This window comes from Dyadobacter sp. 32 (assembly GCF_902506755.1).
Taxonomy (GTDB): domain Bacteria; phylum Bacteroidota; class Bacteroidia; order Cytophagales; family Spirosomataceae; genus Dyadobacter.
The window spans coordinates 926,925-951,068 of sequence record NZ_LR735258.1; the positions used below are offsets into that span (position 1 = coordinate 926,925).

Sequence of the window (24,144 nt, forward strand, 5' to 3'; positions counted from 1 at the left end):
CAGGCAACCGTCGGGCACCTGGGTGTTTTGGCTTCATTTATTAGTCGACAGGTTCAATTCTCCATTCTTGTTCCCGAATCAACTGTAATGATGTAACTCTTACCACCAGCGGATTCTATTGCTTCGGCCACGTTTTCGGCTCCGGTAGGCGCATACACAAACATACAACCGCCTCCGCCAGAGCCATTTATTTTGCCACCCAAAGCCCCTGCGGACAAGGCAGCATCCATCATGCGTTCGATTTTCGGGGTGGAGGTGCGTTTATGATCCCGCAGATTTTTATAATGGCGTGAAAGCAATTGACCAAAAGTATGGTCCAATTGTTGCCTTTGAGACTCCATTACCACCTGTGACAACAATGCCTTTCCTTCCAGCAAAATCTCACGATCATCAATATTGGCCTGTAACAAACTCAGCTCATCCTGCGAAAGAATCGCCTTGTAGTCATTCGTTCTTGCCAGGGTTGAGGTGAAAATGGAGAATTCAGGATCAAGGGCCTTTACTTTTTTTACGACATCTTCCATTCCATACCGGCACCGGCCCAAAATACCCAGCGTATCTTTTGGTTCTAGCGAATCGCCTAATACAAATGTCCCCAATTCAGGAGTCAGCGTTTCGACGTGGATTTGGGGTGTGGATTCGAGATAGATTACGTTACCGATAGCTGTCGAGTAATGGTCCATCATTCCCCCTGGTTCTCCAAATTCGAGCACTTCTGCCGCATTCGCAATTTCGCCGAGTTCTTTTTGAGAATAATTAAAGGGATTATCACTTTTTTTATCCAAAAAATGAGCCCAGGATACGATGAGAGCGGAGGAGCTTGATGTACCTGAGTTTATGGGTATATTACCGGTAATGACACATTCAAAGCCCCTGGAAAATATATTTCCTTTGCGCTTCAGGACATTAATTGTACTTCTGAAATAGTCCCTTTGAACCACGTAGGGATACGTTTCATCCAATGAAAATTCTATTTTCTCATGCAGATCGGGTAGATGCAGGATGATTTTATTGTCGTTTCTATAATCGCCGTCTATGCTTATCCTTCTTGAAATTGCCGCAGCAATGACCGGTAAACCCAAATAGTCCTGATGCTCTCCAAATAAACAAATGCGGCCGGGTGTTGATATTTTCATGTACTACCAGCTTTTCTTTTTGTAACCAACAAGTGCGTAATAAAGAATGTAAACATAGCAAATGATAACGACCCAAAAACCTCGCTGAGGATTGGTCTCGCCACCAAGTGAAGCGTACAATAAAGGTAGCAAGCCTCCTCCGGGTGCTATACCCATGATGAGCATGGCTCCTCCCACTTTGGTAAAGCTTCCGAGCCCATTGATGGATAAAGGGAAAATGGCAGGCCACATCAGTGCATTTGCCAGTCCGAGTAGCGCAATAAAAAGAATGGAAGTGTAGCCCTCCGTAAAGATTACAATCAAACAGAATATGATACCGATGATTGCGGAATATTTAAGTGCGTCCTCCTGCTTAATGAACCGGGGGATGGCAATGATTCCCACTACATAACCCACAAGCATCGCCGCCATGGTGTAAGAGGTAAAGTGTTTAGCATCATCCAGACTTATGCCAATGTTTTTACCATATTGCCCGATTCCGTCTCCTGCGATAACCTCAGCACCTACATAACAAACAATGGCTATTACGCCCAGTATCAGATTGGGGAATCCAAAAACGCTTTTCTTCTGATTTTGAACACTTGTAGCTTCTTCTTCTGCCTGTATTTCAGGCAGTGTGGAGAAAAAGATGAGAACGGCTACTATGATCAAAACAATCGCAAGTGCCACGTAGGGTGTTTGGATTCGACTTGCCATTTCCGAAAGAATTACGTCTCTCTCCTTCGGATCGGTGATTACCATCAATTTGTTTTCCAGATCACCAGCACCTTTCAGGATGATCCCGCCAACCAATACAGGGGCTACGATACCGGCAGCTTTATTGGCAATACCTACAATACTGATTCTTTGGGCAGCTCTTTCGATAGGACCTAATATACTCAGATAGGGATTTACCGCTGTCTGCAGCAGCGCTAATCCGGATCCCTGCATAAAGAGAGCCGTTAAGAAAAGACCGTACATTCTTGAGTTGGCGGCTGGAATAAACAACAACGAGCCAAGGGCAGCCACGATAAGACCGGCAATAATGCCATTTTTGAACCCTATTTTCTCTAGAAGAGAGGCAGAGGGTAGCGCCATGATGAAATAGGAGAAATAGAAAGCAGAGGTTACAAAGAAAGCCTGAACATCGGTCTCCAGATTACAAACAATCTTAAGGTAGGGAATAAGAGGGCCGTTGGTCCAGGTGATGTATCCCAGCATGAAAAATATTAATGCCATCACCAGCATGGGAACCAAATAATTGTTTTTCTGAGTCATTGGAATTGATTAGTAGAGTTTAATAAGAGTTTAGATTTATTGTTTATTTGAAAAAGTTACTTTGTCGTTTCAATCTTACACGTATGGGGCGCAATAGTACTGTCAGGGGTGGTTCCTTTGGCGGCCACTGCTTCATGAAGGAGGCTTCTGTCATACGCTACCGGTGCTCCGTGCACGATCTTTTCGATTTGATCCAGCGCAAAGTTAATCTCCGATTCAATTTTACTAAAACAGGTGTAAAGCCCTGTACCGGTCAGATACAGAGCCTGTTCCGAGTGTATGAGCACCCGCCGATTCGATCCGTAGAGGTTAGTTTCAAAACGGCTGGATGTTTTTTTCTGCCTGTCGGGAGGTACTGACATCATAGCGTCCGCTGTTCCGGTGACTGCGGCCATTTGAGTAAAAAAACGTCTATACATGTAGGAAATTAGGAAGAAAGTTAAATAGTGGTTCAGGTGCTTTATACTGTAAAGCGCAAGTTACGATCAAATACGACATATTTTAATTTATCTTAAGAAATATCGGAGGGTAGTGAATTGCCCATTGAGCTAAGAAGTTGGTGGCTTTGTGAACATTTTTCAAACAAGTGTTGTTACCGAAAAGCATATAACTCCAAAGGGTATCTTATTTGTGTATCCCGAGGCTTTAAATGTGTTGGACACAAACTTTGTAACGACATTTAAGGCATTTTTAAATTAAAGTATCCCTATATGGCTCAAAAAGTTGCTGTGTTTCGCAAGGAGCACTTCAATGCGGCTCATCGCCTTCACAATTCCGGCTGGTCGGAGGAGAAGAACGAATTTGTTTTTGGAAAATGTAACAACCCCAATTTTCATGGTCATAATTATGAGCTGGTGGTGCAGGTAACAGGGGAGGTAGATGTGGAAACGGGTTATGTTATCGATATGAAAGTGTTGAGTTCGTTGATTAAGGAATTTGTTTTGGACCGCTTTGATCATCGAAATCTAAACCTGGATGTTGCTGAGTTTCACACTTTGAATCCATCTGCTGAAAATATTGCCATAGTGATTTACAATATTCTACGAACTAAAATTGATACAGGGCTATCCCTGAAAATAAGATTATATGAAACAGAACGGAACTTTGTTGAATATCCCGTCGAATGACTCTGTTGAAATTGAAGCGATGGGGGATGATCATTTATACAATTCCATAGAAACGCCTTTGAGAGCGGATGCCTTTGCCATGGATGATGAGGAGAAGATGGAGCTGATAGAGAAGCATTTCCGGCACATCATGGAAATTATGGGTCTGGATCTGACTGATGATAGTCTGAAGGGTACTCCTCAGCGTGTAGCCAAGATGTATATCAAGGAAGTGTTCAGTGGGTTGGACCCAAAGAACAAGCCAAACATTACGTTATTTGATAACAAATACCAGTATGATCAGATGCTTGTCGAAAAGGACATCGCTGTCTTTTCCAATTGTGAGCACCATTTTGTACCCATCTATGGCAAGGCCCATGTGGCCTATATTTCAAGTGGTAAGGTGATTGGCCTATCCAAATTAAACCGGATCGTTGAGTATTTTTCCAAACGTCCACAGGTACAGGAACGACTCACTGTTCAAATTGCAAATGAATTAAAAGAAGCTTTGCAAACAGAAGATATAGCTGTTGTGATTGATGCACGTCACATGTGTGTGCAGTCGAGGGGCGTACGTGACACGGGAAGCGCTACGGTTACGTCCTATTATGGAGGTAGGTTTCTTGAAGAGGGGACGAAGAAAGAGTTTTTGAGCTATATTGAGATGTGAGTTGATAATTAAGAATTAAGAATTAAGAATTAAGAATTAAGAATTAAGAATTGTGATTGCCTAGTATAGGTTGCCTTCAGTTTAAAATTATGAATAAAGTTTAAAATTGAATTATACATTGATCTGGATTGTGATTTTTAGATTCTGATGCAGTCCAGATTTTGAGTTTAGGCCTTTCAGAGTCTTTACGTTCTTTGATTTTTTGTTCAAACGCGATCGGTGTAGCACCGTCTAGGGCTGAATGCGGTTTTTGGTTGTTATAAGTCTCAACAGCTCGTTTAACTTCTGTTTTTAGCATTTGAAAGCTTGTAATATTCCAATGAATCAGATACTGATTTTTGATGGTTCCGTTGACCCGTTCTATATGCGCGTTTTCATAGACAATGTTGCACATGCTGATACGAATTTTGTGCTCTTTCAGTAGATCAGTGTAGACGTCGCTGATGTATTGTCCCCCCCGATCCGAGTGGTGTATCAGTTTGTGCTCATAGCTGTGTAAACCCCTTATAGTCAGAGCCATTTTCAGAGCGGCGACATTGTTTGCAGCTCTCATGTTATCTGCAACAGAATAACCGACAATCAATCTGGAATACACATCCATGATTAAAACAATATAACAGTCTTTATTGTCGACTTTAAAGTACGTTAAATCGCTAGTCCACAGTTGATTAATATTATCAAGCTCTTTATCTACCAGCAGGTTCTGGTAACGGCTGTATGGACTGGAAAAGGTTGTTCGGGTTTTGTTCCGAAACACTTTCACCCTGAATCCATAGTAAATGCCGATACTGATGAAAGCATCTCTGCCAATACCTTCGGGCTGACAAAGTTCATAGATAGTTCGAATACCCATAGCTGGGTGAATCTCGCGTACCTGCATGATCAGCCCTAATACCAGCTCTTCCTGGTTTTGCCAGTGAATCTCTCGCTGCAAGGACTTATAGTGCCCTTGCTTACTGATCTGGCAATGAGTATACAAGCCGCTCATCGAATACATGTGGTTACTTAAATTCATACGAAAGTGCTCTAAGGTCCAGGATTGAAACTTTTTTTTAGATCGACATCCAGTTCCTTAGAGGCGATCTCAATGAGCTTATCCTGATAATCGATAATCATTTGTTTTTGACCAATTGCACGTTCCAATTCAGCAATTTTACCCTGCAACTCAACAAGTTTAACAGCTTCGCTATCTTTTTGTACAACCATGATAGTTCCCTTTTTGTGATCAGGAGAATATTTATAAATCCATTTGTATACGGTATTCTGGCTTACTGACCACAATTTAGAAAAAGACAGAATGCTGATCTCACCAGCCGAAATTTGCGCTACCTTTTCGCGTTTGAACTCTTCACTAAACACACGATATGGACGAATATTCAGTTTTGTACTTTTTTTAGTTTTTAATTTCGAATTGCTCATGTTAAAATTACCGTTTAAGGGCAACCTATGTTAGGCAATCACAAATAGAGCCTGATCATTCATTTTGGATGTATCAGGCTCTGTTCTTTTTACTAATAATTCGTCATCGCACCGGCGCACCGGCGTGCCGGCGTACCGGCGATCCGACGACCTGTCTTGATTCTTAACCAGACTTTCAAATTGTGGGTCCGAGGCGCTCTAGCAGGGCTTTGGTGGCCTTTATTCCATCACGCTCCGAAAGTTTGCTTCCCTCGTATTCAATACCCGCTATTCCCTTGAAGCCACTGTCTTTTACGATTTTCAGAATTTTGGTATAATCGGTTTCAATACAGTTTCCTTTGTCGTCGAAGTCATACGTTTTGGCACTTACACCCTTGGCGTAGGGCATTAATTCTTTGGTGCCCTGATATCTGTCATAGGATTCTGCACATCCGCCATCTTTTCTGGTGATGCAAAAGTTTCCGAAATCCGGCAGCGTGCCCACGTTTTTCATATTGACCTGCTTCATCACTCCCGACAACCATTGACCGTTTGAGGAAGATCCGCCATGGTTTTCTACAATGACATTGATTTTGGTTTTGGCGGCAAATTCGCCAAGTTTACCCAGACCTTCCACAGCGGCTTTGGCAATGTCGTCATTACTTCCTTTACCAAAAGCGTTCACACGGATTGTCTTGCAGCCAAGAAATTTGGCAGCTTCTACCCATTTGTAATGGTTTTCAACGGCCTTGTTCCGGGTGGCAACATCAAGCTCACCGAGACCGCCTTCACCGTCGATCATTATCAGGTGGTTGGTGACGCCGTTGTCCTTGCTTCTTTTCAAAAGTTCGCTCAGGTAAGTTTTGTCTTCTGCTTTGTCCTTGAAAAACTGATTTACATATTCGACAATGCTAATACCAAAGTCATTTTTAGCGATTGCGGGAAAGTCGAGGTTGGTGATTTTTTTTGCAAAAAGTTCCTTGTGCAATGACCACTCAGCAAGTGAAATATCAAACCACAGCTTTTTGGCAGTAGCTTCTGCCAGCAGATCCGTTATCGTTGTAGCAGCAAGAGCCGTGGCACCTGCCTTTTTTAGGAAATCCCGTCTTGAGAAATTCATTGATATGAGTGTTTATTTGAAAAGATAAATTTGAAACTTGTTGAGCTGTTTGAACATTTATTGTAACATTCAAACATTGTTTTTTTGAGCGATTTCTTCCTCCGTAAAAAGCTTTTGATTCTTGACCAGATTGGCGGGGTCCCATTCTATATCCTTTACAAAGGTATGCTGCCTTACGGGACAATTATTTATCCTGCAAAAGTGACAACACTGCGGCAGGCATGGATCGGCATGAACGAAGATTTCGGTCTCGCCATTATGGCTTGCTTTTAATATATCTTCAAAAAAATGAATGGCCTCGTGTACCTTTAGCAATTCCCAATAATAGGGTAAGGTAAGATGGCAATCAATGTGCAGGTCGGATCCATACTGTTGAACTCGTAAATTGTGCAGATCGACCCAGTGGGTTTGTTTGTTTTCGTTAAGCGTGGTCACCACTTTTTCCAGGACCACTTCGTCGGTTGCATCCATAAGGCCGGCCACCGATTTTCTAACCAACTGTCCGCCGTTGAAAATCAGAAATATGCCGAAAAACAACGACGCCACGCTGTCTATCCATTGAAAGCCCGTCAGCATGATCAGTCCTACACTAATGATCAGCATCACACTGCTTATACTATCGGACAATAGGTGTTTGCCATCTGCGGTGAGGGCAAGGGAATTGGACTTTCTTCCTTCTTCAAGTAGCTTATAGCCAATGAATGTATTGATCAGGATGGTGATCAGGATAAACAATGTTCCCTGGGCCAGATTTTCAATAGGTGCTGGATCCATCATGCGCCTCACGGCCTCGAAAATGATGAAAAAGGAAGCGATAACAATGAGTGCACCTTCGAACCCTGCTGAGAAAAATTCAATCTTGCCATGCCCGTAAGGATGGTTGCGGTCTTTGGGCTGTGATGATAAATAAATGCTGTAAAAAGCGAATCCACTGGCAATTACATTGATAATTGATTCGAGGGCATCACTCAGAATCGCATTGGAGGACGTCAGGAAGTAAGCGTAAAATTTCAAACCAGTTAACAGCACACTTGCCACAAAAGACAAAAGTATGAGGCGTTGTTTGCGCTTATTTTGGTTTATTTGCATTTCAAATTTGAATCTGGAGTGCCAAAAATAACAATAAATTGTGGGTTATGCTGACAGAAAATAATTGGAAAACACTTAATTCCAAAACGGTTTACGAGAATGCGTGGCTGGAACTCGATCATAGAGAGGTGATTAATCCTTCCGGCAATGACGGTATTTATGGGTTGGTAAAGTTCAAAAATAAAGCCATTGGTATTTTACCTATTGACGAAGAGGGTAGAATCTACCTCGTAGGGCAGTTTCGTTATGCCATTGACGAATATTCGTGGGAGATACCCGAGGGAGGTGGGGCGTTGCATGGTGACCCGCTCGATGCCGCAAAACGTGAACTGAAAGAAGAGACAGGTTTGGTAGCCGACTCATGGACACAGCTTGCGCGTATACACACCTCCAATTCGGCCACCAACGAGGAAGGGTTTTTGTACATAGCCGAAGGCTTAACCCAGATGGAAGCGGAACCCGAGGATACCGAGGTGCTCCAGGTTCGGCGGGTACACTTATCTGAGGCCGTGGATATGGTCATGTCGTCCCGCATTACCGATTCCCTTTCGGTTTGTGGTATTTTAATGGCTGCACGTTTGAAAGGAATTTAGTTTGTGTGAGATGTGACCGGGCCGCCGGGGGGATGTGCAGTGGGGATTTGTTTAATATCGAATTATTTTTTTAAATCATGTTTTTAGCTCTTCTGTACGGAATACTTACCGGAATTGCCCTTTGTCTTACTTTCGGTACGGTTTTCTTTTCCCTGGTTCAAAACAGTGTCGATAACGGCTTTGGTAGTGGCGTCAAAATCGCATTGGGTGTTTTTACCGGGGACGCTATTTTTGTTTTTTTTGCTATCTTCGGAACCGCCTTATTGCCAGTTATTCCTGGATTTCAAAACTGGATGGCAGGTGCGGGGATTCTCTTTTTGCTTCTTTTAGGGATGACCAATCTGATCAAGGGACAGCCCTCCCTGGCTTATCCCAAAACGAAATTTGGTAATTTTATTTACTACTTCACAACCGGTTTTTTTCTGAATGCACTCAACCCGGTTAATTTTATCAGCTGGGTAACCATCGCTTCCTACATCCGGACTAATCTTCATTACAATCTCGATCAGGTGCTGGTTTTTTTTGGAGCCAGTCTCATCTCGGTGTTTCTGGTGGAGTGTGGGATTGCCATGTCTGCCCATCGTTTAAAGCGAATTTTTACACCGCGAGTCGTAACCGTATTTAATAAGGTGACCGGTGTGGTATTTATATTTATCGCCGGACAAATTGCCTACCATCAATTCCTCAAGTGAGAGAGGAAGGCATGATAGATTTTAATAAAAAAGGATGCGTCAACGGATGCATCCTTTTTGCCTTACTTTAAAACTTGCTCGTTAAATCACACCAGAGCGGTGAGATAACCATTTTTTATCAGGAATTCTTTCCATTCCTCGATCAGGAAATTTTTAAATACCCGTGGAAATTTATGTTGTCCACCCATTTTGCCTTTCGACTCCATCCATTTATAGAACGCACTATTCGGGAGCACGGTAATGATAATGTCTTTTAAAGCGTGTTTCCGCTCAACGGCGTAGTCGTCGTTGAGTTCACCAAGTTTCTGATCCAGCTTGGCTTTTAATAAATCAGTATCGACATTGGCTTCATCCACACCTATATACCAGTGATGTGCGAACATTGAATCGTGCTCAACACCACAAACGGTAAACTCCTTCACGGTCAGCCCCATTTCGTCTGAAACAAGATCCACGGCCTTATTCATGTTATCCACCGAAAGATGTTCTCCACAAAGGCTCAGGTAATGTTTCGTTCTTCCCGTAATGGCTATTTCGCCTTTGGCCTTATCAATGAACTTAACCGTGTCGCCTATGAGGTACCGCCATGCACCCGAACAGGTTGAGAGCAACAGGGCGTATTCTTTCCCTTCTTCTACCTGGTGCACCATTAAGGTTTCTGGATCGGGCTGTAAAGAGCCTTCTGAATCGAAATTAGCTTCATTGAAAGGGATAAATTCGAAGAAAATTCCATTGTCGCAAACCAGGCTCATACCCTGAGCATCGGGGCGCGTTTGATAGGCTATGAATCCTTCCGAAGCCAGATAGGTATTGATGTAGATCAAAGGATGCGCCAGCAATTTTTCAAAGCCTTTTCTGTAAGGCTCGAAGGAAACCCCTCCATGGGCAAAAACACGCAGGTTGGGCCAGATGTCGTGAATCGTTTTCACTTTGTAGTGAGAAATGATTTTCTCCATCAACAACTGAATCCATGCAGGAACACCAACGATGAAACCAATGTCCCATTCATGTGCCTGCAATGTTATTTCCTCCAGTTTTAGTCCCCAATCCTTTTGCGCAGCAATTTTCTCGCCAGGTTTGTAATAGGGCCGAAACCAGTACGGAATTTGTTTAGCTGTAATTCCGCTCAGATCACCCTCAAAATGGGTATCCTGATCGTTCAGGTTGGTACTGCCTCCCAGCATCAGAAAACCCTTCTCGTAAAGGTCATCGGGCAGGTCTTTGTAATGACCCAAAGATAGTATTTGGCGAATGCTGGTTTTTTGAATCGCACGCGACATTGCCCTGGTTACCGGGATATGCTTGGAAGCCGATTCTGAGGTGCCCGAGCTTAGTGCGTAGTATTTCGTTTTCCCCGGCCAGCAGATATCTTTTTCACCTTCCAGAGATCGGTACCACCATTCGTTGAATATTTTGTTGTAGTCATGAATCGGAACCGTTTTTTGGTATTGCTCATAAAAAGCGCTTTCCTTACCAAAAAGTATATTGGAGAGCAATTCGTCGAAATCATACTTTTCGCCAAATTCTGTATAACGGGCTTTGGCAAGAAGCTTTGCTAAGGTTTTTTTCTGCTGTACTTCAAGGCTGCTTTTTTTTCTATTCACTACCAGGTTGCTGAACAGTATGCCTTTCTTAAGTAAACTTCCTACTAGGGCCATAAGTCTTTTTCTAAGTGAACTAAAAATTCCAGGTTGACATGTCTTTCAAAGCCTTGTACTCCGTGAGATCATACTGGCACGGTACCACCGATACATAATTGTTGTCGAGAGCCCACACATCGGTGTCCTCTTTTTCGGTGTCAAAGTTAACGAAATCGCCCGCCATCCATAGATAGCCGCGGCCATTGGGATCCACCCGGTAGTCAAATTTTTCCTGCCACTTGGCATCAGCCTGCCTGCAAATTTTGATCCCTTTCAAAGGAGTGTCGGTCTTGGCAGGAATATTGACATTCAGCGCTACTCCTTTGGGTATGCCATTTTCGAGCGCGGCCTTTGTGATGCTGGCAATAAATGGAAGTGCGTGAGAAAAGTCAGCATCTTCGCGGAAGTCGCAGAGCGAAAATCCGATGGCCGGAATACCTTCTATGGCTCCTTCAATGGCGGCAGACATCGTTCCTGAATATAGCACGCTGATGGAACTGTTGCTGCCGTGATTGATCCCACTTACTACCAGGTCCGGTTTCTTATCGCGCAGGACGTAGTGCTTGGCAAGCTTCACACAGTCGGCTGGTGTACCCGAGCATTCATATTCGACTACGTTCTGAAAAATGTGTGTTTCGTATAATCTTAGCGGCTCTCCAATTGTGATTGCGTGACCCATTCCGGATTGCGGACTGTTGGGGGCAACTACAACTACGTCTCCGATGGTCTTCATGACGGTAACCAAATTTCGGATGCCTGCGGCGGTAATACCGTCGTCGTTTGTAACTAAAATGAGTGGTTTCATATATTATACCCTACATCCTGGCAGGTTTTTTTATTTCCATGCCATTCCGCATTCTTGTGGAAGTCTGCCTGATGTGTAAGAGTTACTTAATTTTATGGTTATTTGCGTTAAAAAGTCAAATTTAGGTAATATGCGGTCATTCTCCATAATACACGCCAATGTCGACAATATACCCGAGATCATCGGCATACAAGAACAAACATGGGAACCTACTTATGGTGAAATCCTTAGCCAGGATCAAATCGATTTTATGTTCGAGAAAATTTATTCTTTCCAGTCATTGAAAGAACAAATGACTGTGGGGAATCAGAAATTTCTGATTTTGCTCAATGGAAAAAGGGCTGAGGGATTCGCATCGGTATCGGAAGAAGAAACTGGCAGTTTTAAACTGCATAAAATCTATGTGCTTCCTGGCACCCAGGGAACCGGAGCAGGAAAGTATCTTCTGGAATCAGTGGAGAGTTTTGTGCGCGAACACGGCGCAGTAAAACTCACACTGAATGTAAACCGTTACAATAAGGCCAGATCATTTTATGAAAAAATGGGTTTCAAGGTTATCCGCGAAGAAGATATCCCCATTGGTCCTTATTGGATGAACGACTTTGTGCTTGAAAAGGATCTGGTTTAGCGTTCAGGATTCCACTTCTTTTGCAGCCAGCTTCATTTTCTTGATGTTCTTTTTCTGACTTTTAAGGCCCTGCATCGGATGGTAGTGATTACTTTGACTGACGTAGTAGCCAGTGCCATCGTAAATTCTTTTGCCCGGATGGGCTTTGCAGGTAGATGAACAAGCACCTTCCATTTCCCAGCCGCAGTGTTCACATACAGGTACGTGGGTGTTGCATTCGGCATTGGCGCAGTTAATCATCCTGTCCGATGGCGTACCGCAAATGAAACATTTCGAAATCACCGTTGGATTCACTTTGTTCACATCCACAGTGATGCGGTTATCGAAAACGTAACACTTGCCATCAAAGTTTTCTCCTCCCTCTTCCAATCCATATCGTATAATGCCGCCGTGCAGCTGATACACATCTGTGAAGCCCTTTTCCAACAGATAAGCACTTGCCTTTTCGCATTTGATTCCACCTGTGCAGTAGGTGACAATTTTTTTGTCCTTCAGATGCTCTATCTCATGAATGTGCCCGGGTAGCTCTCGTAGATTGTGCATGTCAAAAGTGATTGCACCTTTGAATTTCCCTACTTCATGTTCATAATCGGAGCGCATGTCCACGAGCACCACATCAGGATCATTGATGATCTTTTTGAACTCGGCCGGCTCCAGGTGCTTTCCTGTACGCACCAGCGGGTTCACATTCAGGTCGGAGTTGACTATTTCATCCTTTACCCGAACGTGTAGCTTCTGAAAGGCAATTTTATCGTGTTCCTCTATTTTGAACTGCACTTTTGAAAATCGTTCATCGGAACGAATGTAAGCCATGTAAGCTTCGCAATCCTCCGGAGTACCTGACACGGTGCCATTTAATCCTTCCGGAGAGATAATGATGCGGCCAAGCAAATTGTTTTCAACGCAAAAAATATGATGCGCATCGCGATAGCTTTCGGTATCGGCGATGGGTGCATAGAAATAATAGAGTATTACCCGGAAAGGCTTCATAAACAGATCATTGGTTGTAAACGAGCGGAAAATTTGATACGAATATATTTTCTTTGCTCAAACAGGGTGCAAATATACGAATATCAAAAGTTTATAGAAACTGAAAAAAACTGATTTGTGTCAGCCAAAAATGTGAAGGTTAAATTCCTACTTTTGTGTCTTACCAAGATATGAAAATCACCTGCAACTATGCACATAGCTATCATAGGCAACATTGGCGCCGGCAAAACAACCTTGACCCAAATGCTCGGTGAGCATTACAAATGGGACGTAATGTACGAAGCGGTAGAGGGGAATCCGTATCTGGCCGATTTTTACGGCGACATGGAGCGTTGGGCCTTTAATCTTCAGATATACTTTCTAAACAACCGATTTGCGCAGGTCCAAAAAATCAGATCCACCACCTACGCCACCATCATCCAGGACAGGACGATCTATGAGGATGCTTTCATTTTTGCGCGAAATCTGTATGAGTCAAAGATCATGACCGAAAGAGACTATGAGACCTATCAGTTGCTGTTCAAATCGATCATCAATACGGTTTCCCAGCCCGATCTGCTGATATACCTCAAAGCGGATATACCCAAGCTTGTTTCTCAGATCAGGAAGCGTGGCAGAGATTTTGAAGCCGAGATTTCCGTGGACTATTTGACCAGCCTGAATGTGTTTTATGAGGATTTTGTAAAAAACTACGACCACGGCCGGCTACTTGAAATTGACGTAAATCAGATGGATTTCGCCTCGCGGCCCGAAGATTTTCAAACGATAGTCGGAAAGCTGGACAAGGAGCTTTTTTATGTGTAAGCATTGATATCGAAACCTTCAACGTCGAATCTTTGCCCAATCATTTCATTTTTCCAATACCGAGCAACTCTGAGAAATACTGCAGTTTAAGATTTGGTTTCACACCTCCCGCACTCTTTCGCCGATAAAGCCCGCAGGATGATGAAGAAGGAGGTTGGGAAGTGGCAATTCTGGATATCAAGAATACCTCCCGAATAGAGGCAACCATTTTAAGGTGGTAATTATGCATAGTAGATCCGGATTCAGAAGTTATCAAAGTATCAAAAAAATGAACCAGGCTTGTGTTTGAGTCTGCAAATGGTTACTTTCGAATATGCCAAACTCTGCGTTCTATGAATCTTCTATTTTTTAACCGTTATCCTGTCGTTGACCACTTTGTGTCAGAGATCATCGCTTTCAAGTGCGAAAGAATAAAAATCATACGTACCATTCCTGATTTACATAAGGAGACTCATTCCGGCCAGTATCAAACATTGCTTATGAACGTTGATGACCGTTTGGACGAAACGGCATATATCAAGGAACTTGTCCTTATACATAAGAAGAAAATGAGAATCATTATCTTCGGGCAATATGCCTCACAAGCCCCAAAACTTGTTAAGGCTGGCGTCAATATCTTTCTGGGGGATGATTCTCAGGAACGGGACTTTCTGACGGCTTTGGCCTGAACATCAGGCATAGGTCGCAATCCAGGCGGGTTGGTAGTCACTTGTCGGAGTACTGGAAAGCAGGTTCAGGTAATCAGAAAACATCCATGGAGATGAAACTCTCCAAAACAACTAGATTTGATTAAAACACAAACCTAAGAAAAACATACTCGCTCCATAAGTTTTTGGCTTGATCCATAGTAGCTCGTGCACGACACAAAATCGACACAGATTTATTTTTCATAAAAAAAGTGCGTTTAGAGGCTCCAAACGCACTTTTTTTCGTGACCAGAAGGAGAGTCGAACTCCCATACCCGAAGGCACTACCCCCTCAAAGTAGCGTGTCTACCAATTCCACCATCTGGCCGAAACCGGTATTTTTTTTATTGCTGAGAGTTCGATTAAGAACAGACGTATTACTCGACTGAAAGCCTAATCGCAGCGCAAAACTACAATTTTAATAATAGCTTACAAATGCAGTGAGCAGGATTTTTATGCCAATTTTGACATCATAATATAAATAGTTGCTGGTGAGAAACTTAGGAATGTGTTAAAGTCAACCAAGTAGCAGCTTTATCCTTTGGCATTTTTGAAAGACAATAAAAATTAATATCCGTTATTTTTATCGGTCATAAATAACTCAGCCACCAGTTTTCTTTGTGATTACGTTTGTAAGTGTCAAACCATCGGCAAATCGGGTAGAGTAGCATGACTATTCCGATCCAGATCAGATAAACAACGGGAAGACTGAATCCGAAACCATGGAGCTCAATGTCAAAGTTGTTTTGTACCATGATTTGCCAACCGTAGCCAGTAAATTCGGCCATGATCATAGCGAAAATACGGATGACGTAGAGATGAAGTATATAGTAGAAAAAGGGAACCCTTCCGAAAACGCAGAAAAAAGCTACGATCTTTCCCTTCCAGCTTTCTGAATTGGCCAGAAAAAAGAATGCTCCGGATAAGGTTATCAAAAGGTAAAGAAGTGAAGGCGGGTATTTATTCACATTCAGAAACGACATGATCGTCTGAATAGTTGTTTGGAATGTTGTCCAGGGCACCGGGTCGCCATACCAGTTTGAGAATCGGATCAGGGCAAATGAAAAGATTGCCACCGTGCCGATCCGGTTGAAAAGCAGTGACCGTTTTTTTGGAGGAATGGCGATGTCGTAGAATCTGCCAAAGTAATAGCCCAGTGCCATAACGCCAATCCAGGGAACAAGGGGATACACCACATTGAGCGTGAGGTTTTCAGATAGTTTGAAGGAGTTACTTTCATGAATTACACTCCACAAAACATTTCCATCAAAATGGACGTCATCAAACAGGTTATGCCCGAAAATGAGTGCGCATGAGATGATGAGAATTGCATTGGCAGGAAGGTGTACGAATCCGGCGAGGAATACCATACTTGCACCAAGCACCCAGATCACCGCCAGATCTATATTATTAAAGCGGATATTAAAATACCAGGCGAATGATATGACCGTCAATTCCATTAAGATGAGCCAAAAACCACGTTTGAACAGGAAATCCGATAGCTCAGACTTAGTTTTTTTTATTCCCATCATATACGCAGAAACGCCCGCTAGAAAACTGAACGTGGGTGCACAAAAGTGGGTGATCCAACGCGTGGTATACAAGGGTATCGAAGCAGTGGCGGGGTTTGTGATGTCATAAAAGGTGCCCGTTTGGTAAAAATAATCCCGCGTGTGATCCAGGGCCATTAGCACCATTACCAACCCCTTCAAAAGGTCTACGGACTCAATTCTGTGCCTGGGGGCAGAGGGCATGGTTGTTAAGTTTAATAATCGTCTACTGTAATAGTAAGTTAAACTATGGCCTTGATTATTTATTGACGCAAACTTCAGCCTGTTGAATGAATTGATCTTACAAACGTATATTTATTGAATAAAGGTAAAAGGTTCAGGTTTTTACGGTCTGCGCTGGCTATTTTATTTCTTGCACAGTCATGAGTCTACAATTCCCCGTGTATTCTGGAATCAAAATTGCTCGGGAGAAAGAAAGGTTGATGTCAGTTACAAAAGGAGCTGACGTATAGATGGATATGTTTGCTCTTTGCGGCGCAACCGCCTCAGAGATAGTAAATCCGGTGCTATACGCCCATTGTGGGCGCGAGGCATTATTTCCACGACGAAGGCTACCGTTGTCCAAATAATTGCAGACGAATTATTGCGGAGCTAGCTTCCATGATTTATTATCAGGGTTACGAAGGAGGGGAGGGGCTGGGTATCAATTTGTATACCCCTTCTTCGGCCAGGCTGTTTCTGCCCAAGGCGGGAGCCGTACTGTTGGAACAACGCACGGAATATCCTGGCAAGGCAACCTATTTCCGACTGGCCGGTCTGAACGTTGCGGCTGATGACGAACTTTTTGTCAATCCTTAGTATACATTGGAGGAAGCGGGCTTTTGTAGGAAGAAATGGGTACAGGTGACACGAACTGAAGGGGAAGCAACACGGGCATTCCAACACTTTCATTGTAGTGAAGCGGACAGAAACACAAAAATCTATCATTGAGGGTGGGTCGAAAAAAAGCGCCTTGGCCGTCTGGCCATATGTCATACTGTACAGGTAATTTTATTAAAACGGATTCCAAAAATGCGAATAGTCTGTATCCGCAGGAGACGCAGCTGTACTTAGGAGCCGGGATGGGAACCGAAGATTTGATAATTATATAATGAAAACAATCATTTTATTTGCTCTGTCCATGCCGTTGCTTTGTTTTGTGGGTTATGCTCAGGAAACAGAAACCAATGAAGATGAGCGCAAAGTAAGTGCCTATATCTTGCCAGAGGTACTTTTGACCAATTCGGGCGAGATTGTAAATACTAAGAAAGCTTGGGAGAATGTACGGCGACCCGAAATTGTTTCCCTTTTTGAACAGCACATTTATGGAAAAACACCGGCAGCCAAGCTTCCTGTGAGGGTCGTTGTGAATACTGTGGACCAGCAGGCATTGAATGGGAGGGCAGTCAGAAAACAGATTACCCTCTATTTTAGTGACAAAGACAAACCTAAAATGGATATTCTCCTATATCTCCCTGTTGGTGAACGTAAACCTGTGCCGGTATTTTTGGCACTTAATTTTGAAGGTAATCATTCTATTCATGCAGATCCGGGAATTACCCTGAGTGAACGTTGGATGAGATACGATCAGGTTCGCGGGATCACGGGCCACCGTGCAACAGAGGCCAGCCGCGGAGCAAGAGCTGAAAGGTGGCCTGTAGAGGAGATGTTGGCACGCGGTTATGGCTTGGCTACGGTATATCAGGGTGACATTGAACTGGATCGGCGGGATCGCTCCCCCGACGATATTCACGCCCTTTTCCCGAAACCAGGGCCGGACGATTGGGGAAGTATCGCTGCATGGGCCTGGGGATTAAGCCGGGCGATGGATTACCTTGTTACCGATAAGCAGGTTGATGCAGGAAAAGTGGCGGTCATGGGGCATTCTCGATTGGGGAAAGCGGCACTTTGGGCCGCAGCGCTGGACCAAAGATTTGCGATGACCATCTCCAATAATTCCGGAGAAGGAGGGGCGTCACTTTACCGGCGAAATTTTGGCGAAAGGGTTGCCGATTTAACCCGGGCAGTGCCTTATTGGTTTTGTAAAAATTTCATCAAATATAGTGGTCGGGAAAATGATCTGCCGGTGGATGCACATGCGTTGATTGCCCTCTTGGCGCCACGCCCGGTGTACGTGGCCAGTGCGGTGGAAGATACCTGGGCCGACCCAAAGGGTGAGTTCCTGGCGGCGTTTCATGCAGGCCCTGTTTACAAATTGTATAACCTCGCGGGATTGGAATCGGATCAGTTCCCCGAGGCTGGCCAGGATGCAGGAAAGGGCGTTGTTGGCTATCACCTCAGGAAAGGGGATCACGAATTAACGCGCGTGGACTGGTGGTATTTTCTGAACTTTGCAGACCGGCATTTCAAAACACGCAAGACCAAAGCATTTTCAAAGTGATTGAAATCAATTTGAATTTCCGGCCTATGCCAGGAAGACAATGACTTATTTGTCCTTTGTATGGAAATGAGCCTCTCCGTAGCGTTTTACAAAACCAATTCATAAAAACAATGAAAATAAGATTGCTGTCTCTGTTGTGTTTCTTTATATTCATTACCTTTAGGCCCCATTTTACGTACGGGCAATTCCCTAAATCGTTTCAAAATACCTCCCGCGATGTTTATCAATGGATAGAACAGAATTTCGCTCAGGGAAAAATTCCCCCTTTTTCGTTCATTTACGGCGGTAAACGCTCCGATTCGTTTATTAAAAACTGGAAATTCAGTAAACAAAAACTCAATCCAACTGAATCCAATGCAGAAGTAACTATTTTTACCTATACCGAACCTTCTGGTGGCCTTTCGGTGAAATGCACATTGACTTCCTTCACCGATTTTCCGGCGGTGGAATGGGTATTGAGGTTCAGTAATCTTTCTGCAAAAAACTCGCCCATTATCGAAAAAACCTGCGCCATTGACTATTCTTTTTTTAGCCAGGAGACCGGAAAATTCATTCTCCATCGTTCCAAAGGAAGCAATGCGGCAGTGAATGATTTCCAGCCTTTTGATGAGCCAATGCAAATCGGAAAAAATAGTTACATGACTCCCGTTGGTGGGCGTTCATCGGACGATACCGCTTTCCCGTTTTTTAATATTGAAATGCCTGGACAACAGGGGATTGTGGTTGCGGTAGGCTGGACGGGCAAATGGTTTGCCGATGTGGTTCAGAAAGGCGAAAAATCCGTTTCCCTTAAATCAGGAATGGAAAACATGCATCTCTCATTGCATCCAAAGGAAGAGATCCGAACGCCCAAAATTTGTCTGCTGTTTTGGAAAGGTGAAGACCGGATGATGGGTCACAACCAATTCCGAAGATTTATTCTGGCGCATCATACACGGAAAATTAACGGTAGCAATCCCGAGTTGCCTTTATCGGTTTCATTCGAACTGGATGGCGCACCTTTCCCGTGTACTGTTCATACCTGTATTACAGAAGCATCAGCAGTGGCACATATAAAACGATATCAGCAATTCAAATTTACACCTGAACTTTTCTGGATTGATGCCGGATGGTACTCCGGTTGCGGATGGGATAAAGAAAATGGGGAATGGCCACAGAATGTAGGTAATTGGACGGTTGAGAAGGAACGTTTCCCCAACGGACTCAAACCGGTTTCCGACGCAGCGCATGCAGCGGGTGCCAAATTTTTGGTGTGGTTCGAACCTGAACGTGTGTATAAGGGGACACAGATTTACAACGATCACCCGAAATGGTTGCAGAGCTTACCCAATTCAGATTCATATTTATATGATCTTGGCAACCCGGAGGCCCGAATGTGGTTAACGGATTATTTGACCGAGTTTTTTAAGAAGGAAGGTGTTGATTACTATCGGCAGGACTTCAATTTTGATCCTATGCCTTATTGGAAAAATCAGGATGCCCCGGACAGGGTTGGCATTTCAGAAGCAAAATACATCGAAGGTTTATACGCTTTCTGGGATAGCTTGCTTGTTCGCTTTCCCAATATGATCATCGATAATTGCGCGTCGGGTGGCCGAAGAATTGATCTTGAAACCACATCGCGCAGTACCCCTTTCTGGCGCACGGATCTGGAACAAAATTCAACCGGTAGTCAAAATCATAGCTACGGATTGAATTTTTACCTGCCCCTGCACGGAACCGCTCTGAACAAAACAGGCAATTATTATGTAAGATCAAGCCTGGGAAGTAACGCCATTATAACTTGGAGTGTTGATGGCAGTAATAATGAAACCATAGAAACATATCAAAAATATATAGCTGATTTTAAACGATTTAGGCCCTATTTTTATGGGGATTATTATCCGTTAACCGTCGCTCATAAACGGTATATGAATAACAATTCCTGGTTGGCGTACCAGTTAAACCGTCCTGAACAGAAAGACGGACTGGCATTGGCATTTCGACGTGATCGGTTTACCGAAGAGTCTATGATCATTAAATTGAACGGATTAGTCACCGATGCTCAATATGAACTGTTTTATGAAGACAATGGCGTCAGAATAACAAAATCAGGGAAAGAATTAACGGATGGAATTGAAATAAAGATTTTGGATAAACCGGGATCCCTGCTTATTCGATACCAGATGATTGAGAAGTGATTACTTTTAGCCTAAATTGTCAAAGGGAATGTTATTCTTTATGACACAAGGCTGACCATTATCCGTTGTCCCGTACCCGTTCGGTGTTTGAATCATGTTTAGACTGGAATTTTAAAGCGAAGGCTCGGTCGTATGAATTGACTTGAAATAGACTATAAACTCGGATCCTTTGTCTTTTTCGCTTTTCACTTCTATCCGGCCTTTGTTTTCTTTCACAAATTGTTTGATAAGCAGTAAACCCAGGCCCGTGCCTGGCTCCCTTTCGGTTCCTTTTTCGTTTATCGCCACCCCGGATGCCTTAAACAATGCTGCAAGTTTTTCTCCGGACATACCCATTCCATTGTCCTGGATATGGATGGCTACGAAATCTTTTTCTTGTGTATAAAATACTTTAATTGTCCCGTTCTGAGGAGTAAACTTGATCGCGTTGCTCAGAATGTTTTGAAGAATGATTTTTACATGATTTTCATCCGCCTCAATAAATACGTCCTTTTGGCATGTATACAGGATACGTTGTTTTTTTTGTTCGAAGGAAAATTTGTAAAGTGAAATTACTTTTTGGGTGGCCTCGGTTAAATTGACTTTTTTATATCTAATTGTCTGTCCGCTCTGCTGGCTGCTGGCCCAGGCAAGCAGATTGTCGATCAGCTCTGAGACCAGCCCTATTTGTCTGTGGAAATTTTCAAATAACATCTCCTGAGCAGCCTTGTCAATATCACCACTCCGAACCAGTTCTAAAGCCTGACGAACGGAAGCAAAAGGGCTTCGCAGATCATGGCCGATTACAGACAAGACCCGGTCTTTAGTTCTATTAATCGAAACCAGCTCTTCGCGTTGCGCCTGAATCTCTTCTTTCTGGTGTTCAATCTCCGTGTTTCTATGTTTTAGTTCCTGGTTTAGGGCGTTTTTTCGAATGATATTTCGCCTTAAAAAAAATAGGGTAGCCAACAGCAGCATCGAGAACAGGGTAGTCAGGATAATAACGATACGGTTACTTTGGATCACCTGCCGGCTGTTTTCATTTTCTCTTACCAACTCTAAATTCTCAGCTTTTTTGTCCTGCAAATGCAGATAATTTATTTCCTGTTCCTTTTTCTCGTTCAGGATACTGTCGCCATAGGCGCGTGCAATGGCTTGGTATTCATATGCTTTCTGGTAGTTTTTTAGAGCTGCATAACACTTGGATAAAATATGGGCTGCCCTTTCCGTATCCCAGTCGGCATTCAGCTTTTTCATTAACGCATAACTTTTGGCTGCATAGTCCAGTGCTTGCGGGTATTCCTTCATTTCATATAGGACCTGAGCCATACCCGAATAGGCAAACCCTTCTTCCCATTTGTCCTGGTAAGCGGCAAAACCAAGTGCGGACCGAAAGTAGTATAATGCCTGTTTATAATTTTTAGCGTGGTAATAGGTTTCGCCGATCCGGTTCAGAGACATTTGGTTAAGATGTCCATCCTTGCATTGTTTTGCAACCAGTAATGCCTTTTCCAAATTAGAAAATGCTTTGTCGAACTGACGAAGTTCGTCGTAAGCTAAACCGATGTTGAAGTAATTCGCTGCAATTCTTGCACTGTCTTTTAACTGCTCATTCAAAAGCAGTGCTTTTGAAAATTCCGGTATGGCCTCAGTAAACCTGTTCTGGCCAAGATAAATTAGCCCCCGGGTATTGATTGCCGTGGCAATTTCCGGCTTGAAATCACTTTGCCTGCTAAGGGCCAAAGCGGAATCTGCATACGATAGCGACTCAAAATAGGATCCTGTAATATAGTAGGTTTTGGCAATCTGATTGTAAGCCTTAGCTTTCTGCCTGGAAAGTTGAAGCTTTTTAGCGCCCTGCAAGGCTATCTTTCCAAATAAAACAGCGCTGTCCGGTTGGTTATATAAGTATTTTTCAGCCAGTTTGTTACATACAGATACCTGGGTGGAATCTGTTGGTCTTCCTTTAAATTGATTAAAATGAATGATCAGTTCAGATAAGTGTTGACCAAAGCAGGCATTAGAAAAAATAGTGATGAAAAGGATAACTGCAATGAATAAGACCGGGCCAAAAGTTCTTTTTACAGACATCGTTGAGTTTTGAGGAAATAAAATCCGTGGGGCAGGTTATCGAAAATTGTCTTTGAAAGCTACTCTCTGATAAGTCACCTTACAAAGTTAATTAGTCCGACCTGAAAAAAATAGGAAAAATGGTTCCTGTATTTGCATATTAAGGTAGTCATATCAGCCTTATTACTATCTAGTGGTATTCTCTGGACGGGTGTGTCAGTTGGCCTTAAAATAGGGGAGTTTGGCCTGAAACTACCAGGAGTGGGAGCGGCTTTTCCATATCTGTTCAGGATTTTGTGTAGAGACATTTTATGACCATTAGCTATTCGGGCTTTGAAAGTAGTACTTGGAAAATACTCAAATGGTCGGTTTTCCTGACAAATAAGCGAGTGATTCGAGGAAAATGTCGGCCTGCCGCAGTGTTTTTTCGTAATAAATCCCTTTATTAAAAAAACCGTGAGACTGACCCGGAAAGAGATAAAGTTCAAAGCGGTTCCCATTTTTTTTCATTTTTGTCTCATAGGATTTTGCCGTCTCTACGGAAATAAGTGTGTCGCTGGTCCCAAAAAATGCAATGGTTGGCGCGGCACCTTTTTGAATATTGTGAAATGGAGAAATTTCATTATAACGATCGCCTATGCGGTCATAACCATACTCACCCGGCCCGTTATTTAACACCGGATTAAACAAGACGAGAGCATTGGGTCTGGCGCTTTCGGTGGTATCTGCTTGTGGTTCTTCCAGTTTTGTCAGGTCAGCTGCAGCGGCGAGATGGCCTCCGGCCGAACCACCAGCACCCACGATGCGGTTCGGGTCAATATGAAATTTTGCGGCATTTTTTCTCAGGTACCGGATTGCGGACTTGGCATCAGCAACGGCTTCAAACGGAGTGGTATTATTTCTGGATGCTACGCGATAGTCCGCTAAAACGGCGACCATTCCCCTGGAAGCAAAGTACATCGCCTGCCCTTGGAACTGGCTGATATTCCCGCCTTTCCAGCCTCCTCCAAAAAAGAAGATAATTGCCGGATGGCTTACTGCCCCGGAAGTTGCAGCAGGTAGATAGATGTTCATCTTCAGGCTAAGGGTATCGATTTGTTTGTATGTAACCACAAGCGGAGTTTGGTAAGCTTGTGATTGAGCAAGCAATGCAGCAGCCAGAAGAAGTGAGCACAGTGTAAGGCGTAGGGTGGTTAACATAGGCACGGAAGATCAATCAGTCTGCTTTTAAATGGTCACGCTTCTTTAAGTACAAATGGGGGCAAACATACTGTGCACTAGATACCGAGGGGCAGTTCGATAGCACAATGCCCTGGGGCGTTACTCAAATTATAGATTAACACAACAGGG

The 24,144-nt window shown here is 43.4% G+C and carries 23 protein-coding genes and 1 tRNA gene; 10 read left to right on the plus strand and 14 right to left on the minus strand.

The annotated features are described in order from the left end of the window. Window positions 1–53: 53 nt before the first annotated feature. Genes DYADSP32_RS03650 through DYADSP32_RS03660 form a run of 3 tightly spaced genes read right to left on the minus strand, consistent with a single transcriptional unit; the run spans window position 54 to window position 2,758 of the window. Complete coding sequence (locus DYADSP32_RS03650) at window positions 54–1,136, minus strand: galactokinase family protein (protein ID WP_149243983.1); 1,083 nt, start codon at window positions 1,134–1,136, stop codon at window positions 54–56. A 3-nt stretch (window positions 1,137–1,139) separates the two neighbouring features. Next, window positions 1,140–2,393, minus strand: a complete 1,254-nt coding sequence (locus DYADSP32_RS03655) for a sugar MFS transporter (protein ID WP_414617488.1) — start codon at window positions 2,391–2,393, stop codon at window positions 1,140–1,142. A 56-nt stretch (window positions 2,394–2,449) separates the two neighbouring features. Next, complete coding sequence (locus DYADSP32_RS03660; protein WP_414617489.1) at window positions 2,450–2,758, minus strand: hypothetical protein; 309 nt, start codon at window positions 2,756–2,758, stop codon at window positions 2,450–2,452. A gap of 345 nt (window positions 2,759–3,103) precedes the next feature. Between DYADSP32_RS03660 and DYADSP32_RS03665 the strand changes: the two genes are divergently transcribed. Beyond that, complete coding sequence (locus DYADSP32_RS03665) at window positions 3,104–3,520, plus strand: 6-carboxytetrahydropterin synthase (RefSeq protein ID WP_149243981.1); 417 nt, start codon at window positions 3,104–3,106, stop codon at window positions 3,518–3,520. Continuing rightward, complete coding sequence (gene folE / locus DYADSP32_RS03670) at window positions 3,480–4,169, plus strand: GTP cyclohydrolase I FolE (RefSeq protein ID WP_149243980.1); 690 nt, start codon at window positions 3,480–3,482, stop codon at window positions 4,167–4,169. Before DYADSP32_RS03665 ends, folE begins: the two co-directional genes overlap by 41 nt. A 100-nt stretch (window positions 4,170–4,269) precedes the next feature. Here the strand turns inward: folE and DYADSP32_RS03675 are convergent, their stop codons facing one another. The 4 genes from DYADSP32_RS03675 to DYADSP32_RS03690 form a co-directional block, all read right to left on the minus strand. Then, window positions 4,270–5,184 carry an IS3 family transposase gene (locus tag DYADSP32_RS03675; RefSeq protein ID WP_149240058.1) on the minus strand — a complete coding sequence of 305 codons (915 nt, stop codon included), beginning with the start codon at window positions 5,182–5,184 and terminating at the stop codon, window positions 4,270–4,272. Between the two features lie 11 nt (window positions 5,185–5,195). After that, the gene (locus tag DYADSP32_RS03680; protein WP_149239641.1) at window positions 5,196–5,588 is read right to left on the minus strand and encodes a transposase; all 393 of its coding nucleotides are present in this window, start codon (window positions 5,586–5,588) and stop codon (window positions 5,196–5,198) included. Between the two features lie 175 nt (window positions 5,589–5,763). Next, a complete protein-coding gene (locus DYADSP32_RS03685; protein WP_149243979.1) occupies window positions 5,764–6,687 on the minus strand; it encodes a sugar phosphate isomerase/epimerase family protein in 924 nt (307 codons plus the stop codon). Window positions 6,688–6,756: 69 nt separating this feature from the next. After that, entirely contained in the window at window positions 6,757–7,776 is a 1,020-nt protein-coding gene (locus DYADSP32_RS03690; protein ID WP_149243978.1) for a cation diffusion facilitator family transporter, read from the minus strand. Window positions 7,777–7,823: 47 nt separating this feature from the next. Between DYADSP32_RS03690 and DYADSP32_RS03695 the strand changes: the two genes are divergently transcribed. Both DYADSP32_RS03695 and DYADSP32_RS03700 read left to right on the plus strand, forming a co-directional pair. Next, on the plus strand, window positions 7,824–8,369 hold the full coding sequence (locus DYADSP32_RS03695) for an NUDIX domain-containing protein (RefSeq protein WP_414617490.1): 546 nt from the start codon (window positions 7,824–7,826) through the stop codon (window positions 8,367–8,369). 77 nt (window positions 8,370–8,446) lie between these two features. Continuing rightward, window positions 8,447–9,061, plus strand: coding sequence for a LysE family transporter (locus DYADSP32_RS03700; protein ID WP_149243976.1), 615 nt, complete (start codon window positions 8,447–8,449; stop codon window positions 9,059–9,061). 86 nt (window positions 9,062–9,147) lie between these two features. Here DYADSP32_RS03700 and DYADSP32_RS03705 read toward each other — a convergent pair whose 3' ends face one another. Both DYADSP32_RS03705 and surE read right to left on the minus strand, forming a co-directional pair. Then, on the minus strand, window positions 9,148–10,719 hold the full coding sequence (locus DYADSP32_RS03705) for a GH3 auxin-responsive promoter family protein (protein WP_149243975.1): 1,572 nt from the start codon (window positions 10,717–10,719) through the stop codon (window positions 9,148–9,150). Between the two features lie 19 nt (window positions 10,720–10,738). After that, window positions 10,739–11,506 carry a 5'/3'-nucleotidase SurE gene (gene surE / locus DYADSP32_RS03710; protein WP_149243974.1) on the minus strand — a complete coding sequence of 256 codons (768 nt, stop codon included), beginning with the start codon at window positions 11,504–11,506 and terminating at the stop codon, window positions 10,739–10,741. Between the two features lie 130 nt (window positions 11,507–11,636). Between surE and DYADSP32_RS03715 the strand changes: the two genes are divergently transcribed. Further along, window positions 11,637–12,134 carry a GNAT family N-acetyltransferase gene (locus DYADSP32_RS03715; RefSeq protein ID WP_149243973.1) on the plus strand — a complete coding sequence of 166 codons (498 nt, stop codon included), beginning with the start codon at window positions 11,637–11,639 and terminating at the stop codon, window positions 12,132–12,134. Between the two features lie 3 nt (window positions 12,135–12,137). On the opposite strand, the gene DYADSP32_RS03720 is transcribed toward DYADSP32_RS03715, so the two are convergent. After that, on the minus strand, window positions 12,138–13,124 hold the full coding sequence (locus DYADSP32_RS03720; protein ID WP_149243972.1) for a rhodanese-related sulfurtransferase: 987 nt from the start codon (window positions 13,122–13,124) through the stop codon (window positions 12,138–12,140). Between the two features lie 189 nt (window positions 13,125–13,313). On the opposite strand from DYADSP32_RS03720, the gene DYADSP32_RS03725 reads away from it, so the two are divergent. Both DYADSP32_RS03725 and DYADSP32_RS03730 read left to right on the plus strand, forming a co-directional pair. Further along, a complete protein-coding gene (locus tag DYADSP32_RS03725; RefSeq protein ID WP_149243971.1) occupies window positions 13,314–13,928 on the plus strand; it encodes a deoxynucleoside kinase in 615 nt (204 codons plus the stop codon). Window positions 13,929–14,260: 332 nt separating this feature from the next. Continuing rightward, the gene (locus DYADSP32_RS03730) at window positions 14,261–14,596 is read left to right on the plus strand and encodes a hypothetical protein (protein WP_149243970.1); all 336 of its coding nucleotides are present in this window, start codon (window positions 14,261–14,263) and stop codon (window positions 14,594–14,596) included. Window positions 14,597–14,860: 264 nt separating this feature from the next. Here DYADSP32_RS03730 and DYADSP32_RS03735 read toward each other — a convergent pair. Together DYADSP32_RS03735 and DYADSP32_RS03740 are read right to left on the minus strand one after the other, a co-directional pair. After that, window positions 14,861–14,942: transfer RNA gene (locus DYADSP32_RS03735), tRNA-Leu, on the minus strand. 262 nt (window positions 14,943–15,204) lie between these two features. Further along, complete coding sequence (locus tag DYADSP32_RS03740) at window positions 15,205–16,368, minus strand: heparan-alpha-glucosaminide N-acetyltransferase domain-containing protein (protein WP_149243969.1); 1,164 nt, start codon at window positions 16,366–16,368, stop codon at window positions 15,205–15,207. 417 nt (window positions 16,369–16,785) lie between these two features. Between DYADSP32_RS03740 and DYADSP32_RS03745 the strand changes: the two genes are divergently transcribed. The 3 genes from DYADSP32_RS03745 (at window position 16,786) to DYADSP32_RS03755 (ending at window position 20,745) form a co-directional block, all read left to right on the plus strand. Next, window positions 16,786–16,983: a hypothetical protein gene (locus DYADSP32_RS03745; RefSeq protein ID WP_149243968.1), complete on the plus strand. Its 198-nt coding sequence runs from the start codon at window positions 16,786–16,788 to the stop codon at window positions 16,981–16,983. 292 nt (window positions 16,984–17,275) lie between these two features. Continuing rightward, window positions 17,276–18,565, plus strand: coding sequence for an acetylxylan esterase (locus DYADSP32_RS03750; protein WP_149243967.1), 1,290 nt, complete (start codon window positions 17,276–17,278; stop codon window positions 18,563–18,565). A gap of 110 nt (window positions 18,566–18,675) precedes the next feature. After that, window positions 18,676–20,745 carry an alpha-galactosidase gene (locus DYADSP32_RS03755; RefSeq protein ID WP_149243966.1) on the plus strand — a complete coding sequence of 690 codons (2,070 nt, stop codon included), beginning with the start codon at window positions 18,676–18,678 and terminating at the stop codon, window positions 20,743–20,745. A 111-nt stretch (window positions 20,746–20,856) separates the two neighbouring features. On the opposite strand, the gene DYADSP32_RS03760 is transcribed toward DYADSP32_RS03755, so the two are convergent. Further along, window positions 20,857–22,815, minus strand: coding sequence for a tetratricopeptide repeat protein (locus DYADSP32_RS03760; protein ID WP_149243965.1), 1,959 nt, complete (start codon window positions 22,813–22,815; stop codon window positions 20,857–20,859). Between the two features lie 336 nt (window positions 22,816–23,151). Further along, window positions 23,152–23,994 carry an alpha/beta hydrolase gene (locus tag DYADSP32_RS03765; RefSeq protein WP_414617491.1) on the minus strand — a complete coding sequence of 281 codons (843 nt, stop codon included), beginning with the start codon at window positions 23,992–23,994 and terminating at the stop codon, window positions 23,152–23,154. Window positions 23,995–24,144 lie beyond the last annotated feature (150 nt).

Excerpts from the sequence above, each read along its gene's own strand:
- DYADSP32_RS03650 (WP_149243983.1), bottom strand. The coding sequence starts at position 1,136 with ATGAAAATATCAACACCCGGCCGCATTTGTTTATTTGGAGAGCATCAG.
- DYADSP32_RS03655 (WP_414617488.1), bottom strand. The coding sequence starts at position 2,393 with ATGACTCAGAAAAACAATTATTTGGTTCCCATGCTGGTGATGGCATTA.
- DYADSP32_RS03660 (WP_414617489.1), bottom strand. The coding sequence starts at position 2,758 with ATGATGTCAGTACCTCCCGACAGGCAGAAAAAAACATCCAGCCGTTTT.
- DYADSP32_RS03665 (WP_149243981.1), top strand. The coding sequence starts at position 3,104 with ATGGCTCAAAAAGTTGCTGTGTTTCGCAAGGAGCACTTCAATGCGGCT.
- folE (WP_149243980.1), top strand. The coding sequence starts at position 3,480 with ATGAAACAGAACGGAACTTTGTTGAATATCCCGTCGAATGACTCTGTT.
- DYADSP32_RS03675 (WP_149240058.1), bottom strand. The coding sequence starts at position 5,184 with ATGAATTTAAGTAACCACATGTATTCGATGAGCGGCTTGTATACTCAT.
- DYADSP32_RS03680 (WP_149239641.1), bottom strand. The coding sequence starts at position 5,588 with ATGAGCAATTCGAAATTAAAAACTAAAAAAAGTACAAAACTGAATATT.
- DYADSP32_RS03685 (WP_149243979.1), bottom strand. The coding sequence starts at position 6,687 with ATGAATTTCTCAAGACGGGATTTCCTAAAAAAGGCAGGTGCCACGGCT.
- DYADSP32_RS03690 (WP_149243978.1), bottom strand. The coding sequence starts at position 7,776 with ATGCAAATAAACCAAAATAAGCGCAAACAACGCCTCATACTTTTGTCT.
- DYADSP32_RS03695 (WP_414617490.1), top strand. The coding sequence starts at position 7,824 with ATGCTGACAGAAAATAATTGGAAAACACTTAATTCCAAAACGGTTTAC.
- DYADSP32_RS03700 (WP_149243976.1), top strand. The coding sequence starts at position 8,447 with ATGTTTTTAGCTCTTCTGTACGGAATACTTACCGGAATTGCCCTTTGT.
- DYADSP32_RS03705 (WP_149243975.1), bottom strand. The coding sequence starts at position 10,719 with ATGGCCCTAGTAGGAAGTTTACTTAAGAAAGGCATACTGTTCAGCAAC.
- surE (WP_149243974.1), bottom strand. The coding sequence starts at position 11,506 with ATGAAACCACTCATTTTAGTTACAAACGACGACGGTATTACCGCCGCA.
- DYADSP32_RS03715 (WP_149243973.1), top strand. The coding sequence starts at position 11,637 with ATGCGGTCATTCTCCATAATACACGCCAATGTCGACAATATACCCGAG.
- DYADSP32_RS03720 (WP_149243972.1), bottom strand. The coding sequence starts at position 13,124 with ATGAAGCCTTTCCGGGTAATACTCTATTATTTCTATGCACCCATCGCC.
- DYADSP32_RS03725 (WP_149243971.1), top strand. The coding sequence starts at position 13,314 with ATGCACATAGCTATCATAGGCAACATTGGCGCCGGCAAAACAACCTTG.
- DYADSP32_RS03730 (WP_149243970.1), top strand. The coding sequence starts at position 14,261 with ATGAATCTTCTATTTTTTAACCGTTATCCTGTCGTTGACCACTTTGTG.
- DYADSP32_RS03740 (WP_149243969.1), bottom strand. The coding sequence starts at position 16,368 with ATGCCCTCTGCCCCCAGGCACAGAATTGAGTCCGTAGACCTTTTGAAG.
- DYADSP32_RS03745 (WP_149243968.1), top strand. The coding sequence starts at position 16,786 with ATGATTTATTATCAGGGTTACGAAGGAGGGGAGGGGCTGGGTATCAAT.
- DYADSP32_RS03750 (WP_149243967.1), top strand. The coding sequence starts at position 17,276 with ATGAAAACAATCATTTTATTTGCTCTGTCCATGCCGTTGCTTTGTTTT.
- DYADSP32_RS03755 (WP_149243966.1), top strand. The coding sequence starts at position 18,676 with ATGAAAATAAGATTGCTGTCTCTGTTGTGTTTCTTTATATTCATTACC.
- DYADSP32_RS03760 (WP_149243965.1), bottom strand. The coding sequence starts at position 22,815 with ATGTCTGTAAAAAGAACTTTTGGCCCGGTCTTATTCATTGCAGTTATC.
- DYADSP32_RS03765 (WP_414617491.1), bottom strand. The coding sequence starts at position 23,994 with ATGTTAACCACCCTACGCCTTACACTGTGCTCACTTCTTCTGGCTGCT.